This window comes from Ramlibacter sp. (genome assembly GCF_013697775.1).
Lineage (GTDB): Bacteria > Pseudomonadota > Gammaproteobacteria > Burkholderiales > Burkholderiaceae_C > Ramlibacter.
In genome coordinates, this window is the sequence record NZ_JACCWG010000073.1 from 1 (window position 1) to 3,296 (window position 3,296).

Sequence of the window (3,296 nt, forward strand, 5' to 3'; positions counted from 1 at the left end):
GTGCAGCCGCAAGGCGTCGTCCGGCCGGCCGCCGGCCGCCCGCAGCAAAGCGGGGGCGCCGGCCGCCGGCACGCCCTGCTCCTGCAGCCAGGCCAGCGCCTGGTCTTCGGCCGGCCAGGCCATGGTATGGCCCAGGCAACGGCTGCGGATGGTGGGCAGCAGTTGGTGGGCCGACTCGCTGGCCAGCACGAAGCGCACGTCGCCGGGCGGCTCCTCCAGCGTTTTCAGCAGGGCGTTGGCCGTGACGTGGTTCATGCGCTCGGCCGGGTAGACCAGCACCGCCTTGCCGCGCCCGCGCGCGCTGGTGCGCTGGCTGAATTCCACGGCGTCGCGCATGGCTTCCACGCGGATGTCCTTGCTGGGCTTGCGCTTCTTGTCGTCGATGTCCTGCTGCGCCTTTTCGGGCAGCGGCCACTCCAGCACCTGCATGGAGGTTTCGGGCATCAGCACGCACAGGTCGGCGTGGGTGCGCACGGCCACGGCGTGGCAGCTGTCGCAGTCGCCGCAGGCGCCGTCCGCGCTTGGCTGGTTGCACAGCCAAGCCTGCACCAGCGCCAGCCCCAGGTCGTACTGGCCCAGGCCGGACGGGCCTTGCAGCAGAAAGGCGTGGCCGCGCTGGCCGAGCAGATGGCGCAGTTGCGCGCCGAGCCAGGGCGCGGTCATGGCAGCCATCCCTTCGCCTGCACGGCCCCACGCACGTCGGCCCAGACATCCTCGCGCGGACGACCGGCGTCGATGCGGGCGAAGCGCCCGGGCTCGGCATCGCGACGTGCCTGGTAACCGGCGGCCACGCGGCGGAAGAATTCCACCGGCTGGGACTCGAATTTATCGGGCGCCCGGGCACCGGCCAGGCGGCGGGCCGCCTCCTGCGGCGCCAGGTCGAACCACAGCGTGAGGTCGGGCTGGCGCAGGCCGGTGGGCAGCGCGGGCACCGCCTGCACCCAGGTTTCCAGCGTGCGCAGCACTTCAGCGTCGAAGCCGCGCCCTCCCCCCTGGTAGGCGAAGGTGGCGTCGGTGAAGCGGTCGCACAGCACGGTGTCGCCGCGGCCCAGCGCCGGCTCGATCACCTGCAGCAGGTGTTCTCGCCGGGCCGCGAACATCAGCAGCGCCTCGGTCAGCGGGTCCATGGGATCGTTCAGCACCAGCGCGCGCAGCTGCTCGGACAGCGGCGTGCCGCCCGGCTCGCGCGTCAGCACCACCGTGCGGCCGGCCGCGCGCAGGGCTTCGGCCAACCCGGCGATGTGCGTGGACTTGCCGGCGCCGTCGATGCCCTCAAAGCTGATGAACAGGCCCGCGCTCATTGCGTGCCGCGCTGGTACTTGTTGACGGCGCGGTTGTGGTCGTCCAGCCGCTCGCTGAACTGGCTGCTGCCGTCGCCGCGGGCAACGAAGTACAGCGCCTTGCTGTCGGCCGGCTGTACCGCCGCCAGCAGCGAGGCCTTGCCCGGCATGGCGATCGGCGTGGGCGGCAGGCCGGGCCGGGTGTAGGTGTTCCAGGGCGTGTCCGCCTGCAGGTCGGCCTTGCGCAGGTTGCCGTTGAAGCCAGCGCCCATGCCGTAGATCACGGTCGGGTCGGTCTGCAGCGGCATGCCCGCGCGCAGCCGGTTGTTGAACACCGCCGACACCAGGGTGCGGTCCGCCGCCTTGCCGGTTTCCTTTTCGACGATGCTGGCCAGGATCAGCGCCTGGTCGGCCGTTTTCACCACCGTGGCCGGCGTGCGCTGCGTCCACGCGGCGGCCAGGCGCTTGTCCATGGAGCGCATCGCGCGCTTGAGCAGCGCGGTGTCGCTCGCGCCCTTGGAGTAGGTGTAGGTGTCGGGAAAGAAGCGCCCTTCCGGGTGCACGCCGGCCCGGCCCACCGCCGCCATCAGGGCGCCGTCGGCCAGCGCCTGGGTGTCGTGCTTGAGCATCTGCTCGTTGTTGAGCGCGGCGCGGAACTGCCTGAAGGTCCAGCCTTCGACCAGGGTCACGGCGTAGAGCGACTCCTCGCCGCGGGCCAGCTTGGACAGCAGTTTCTCGGGCGTGATACCGGTTTCCAGCTCGTAGCTGCCGGCCTTGATGCGCTTGTCCTGGCCAGAGACGCGGAAGTACAGGTACAGCAGGCGCGGATCGACCGCCACGCCGGCGTCGCGCACCGCCTGGGCCACGCCGCGCGGCAGCGTGCGAGGCTCGATCGACAGGTCGAGCGTGGGCGCGGACAGGCGCAGCGGCTGGTGCAGCCACCACCAGCCGGCGGCGCCCGCCGCGGCGGCGCCAAGGACCATGAGCAGGAAGACCGTCCAAAGAAAACGTTTCACCTGCGGCTGCCCTTACATCGAGGATGGAATGAAAGCGGCCATGATAATTCAGCCATGCACCAGCTCCCCGACGGCGTCGCCCCCCTGCCCCACTGGGGCGTGATCCGCGTTCAAGGCGCCGACGCGCCGACCTTCCTCCACAACCAGCTCACCCAGGACTTTTCCCTGCTGGGCGCATCCGAAGCGCGGCTGGCCGCCTTCTGCACGGCCAAGGGCCGCATGCTGGCCAGCTTCATCGGCATCAAGCGCGCGCCCGACGACGTGCTGCTGGTGTGCAGCCGCGACGTGCTGGCGCCGGCCTTGAAGCGCCTGTCGATGTTCGTGTTGCGCGCCAAGGCCAAGCTCAGCGACGCGACCGACCAGTTCGTGCTGCGCGGACTGTCGGGCGAGGCGTTGCGCGCTGTGGTGCCGCAAGACCAGCAGCCCTGGCAGCGCACCGATGCCGGCGAGGCGCACGTGGTTGGCCTCTACCCGGCCGACGGCGTGCTGCGTGGCCTGTGGATCGCGCCGGCCGGCACGCCCGAGCCGGCCGGCCAGCCGTTGCCCGAGGACGTGTGGCGCTGGGGCGAGGTCCGCAGCGGCATCGCCATGGTCGGCGCGCCGGTCGCCGAGGCCTTCGTGCCGCAGATGCTGAACTACGAATCGGTCGGCGGCGTGAATTTCAAGAAGGGCTGCTACCCCGGCCAGGAGATCGTGGCGCGCAGCCAGTTCCGCGGCACGCTCAAGCGCCGCGCCTACCTGGTCCACGCCGATGCGGCGCTGCAGGCCGGCCAGGAGGTGTTCGAAGCCTCCGACGCGCAGCAGCCGGCCGGCACCGTGGCCGACGCGGCACCCGCCCCCGGCGGCGGCTGGGACGCCATCGTGTCGATGCAGGTCGCGGCAGCTGGCGGGCAGCTCGCAGCCGGATCGGCAACCGGCCCGGCGCTGGCGGTGCTGCCCCTGCCCTACGGCTTGCTGGAAGACATTTGAGGCGCTGAGGCGGCCACGGCCGGCGCCGCAC

The 3,296-nt window shown here is 71.7% G+C and carries 3 protein-coding genes and 1 pseudogene; 1 reads left to right on the forward strand and 3 read right to left on the reverse strand.

All coding sequences use genetic code 11. The features are described 5' to 3' along the window. The 3 genes and pseudogenes from H0U68_RS03965 to mltG form a co-directional block, all read right to left on the reverse strand. Positions 1-672 (reverse strand): annotated as a pseudogene (locus H0U68_RS03965) (DNA polymerase III subunit delta'); the annotation flags it as partial. After that, on the reverse strand, positions 660-1,301 hold the full coding sequence (gene tmk, locus H0U68_RS03970; RefSeq protein ID WP_296352896.1) for a dTMP kinase: 642 nt from the start codon (positions 1,299-1,301) through the stop codon (positions 660-662). The pseudogene H0U68_RS03965 and the gene tmk, both read right to left, overlap by 13 nt. After that, the gene (mltG, locus tag H0U68_RS03975) at positions 1,298-2,296 is read right to left on the reverse strand and encodes an endolytic transglycosylase MltG (RefSeq protein WP_296352898.1); all 999 of its coding nucleotides are present in this window, start codon (positions 2,294-2,296) and stop codon (positions 1,298-1,300) included. The genes tmk and mltG overlap by 4 nt, the downstream gene beginning before the upstream one ends. 54 nt (positions 2,297-2,350) lie before the next feature. On the opposite strand from mltG, the gene H0U68_RS03980 reads away from it, so the two are divergent. Then, positions 2,351-3,265 carry a folate-binding protein gene (locus H0U68_RS03980; protein ID WP_296352899.1) on the forward strand — a complete coding sequence of 305 codons (915 nt, stop codon included), beginning with the start codon at positions 2,351-2,353 and terminating at the stop codon, positions 3,263-3,265. Positions 3,266-3,296 lie beyond the last annotated feature (31 nt).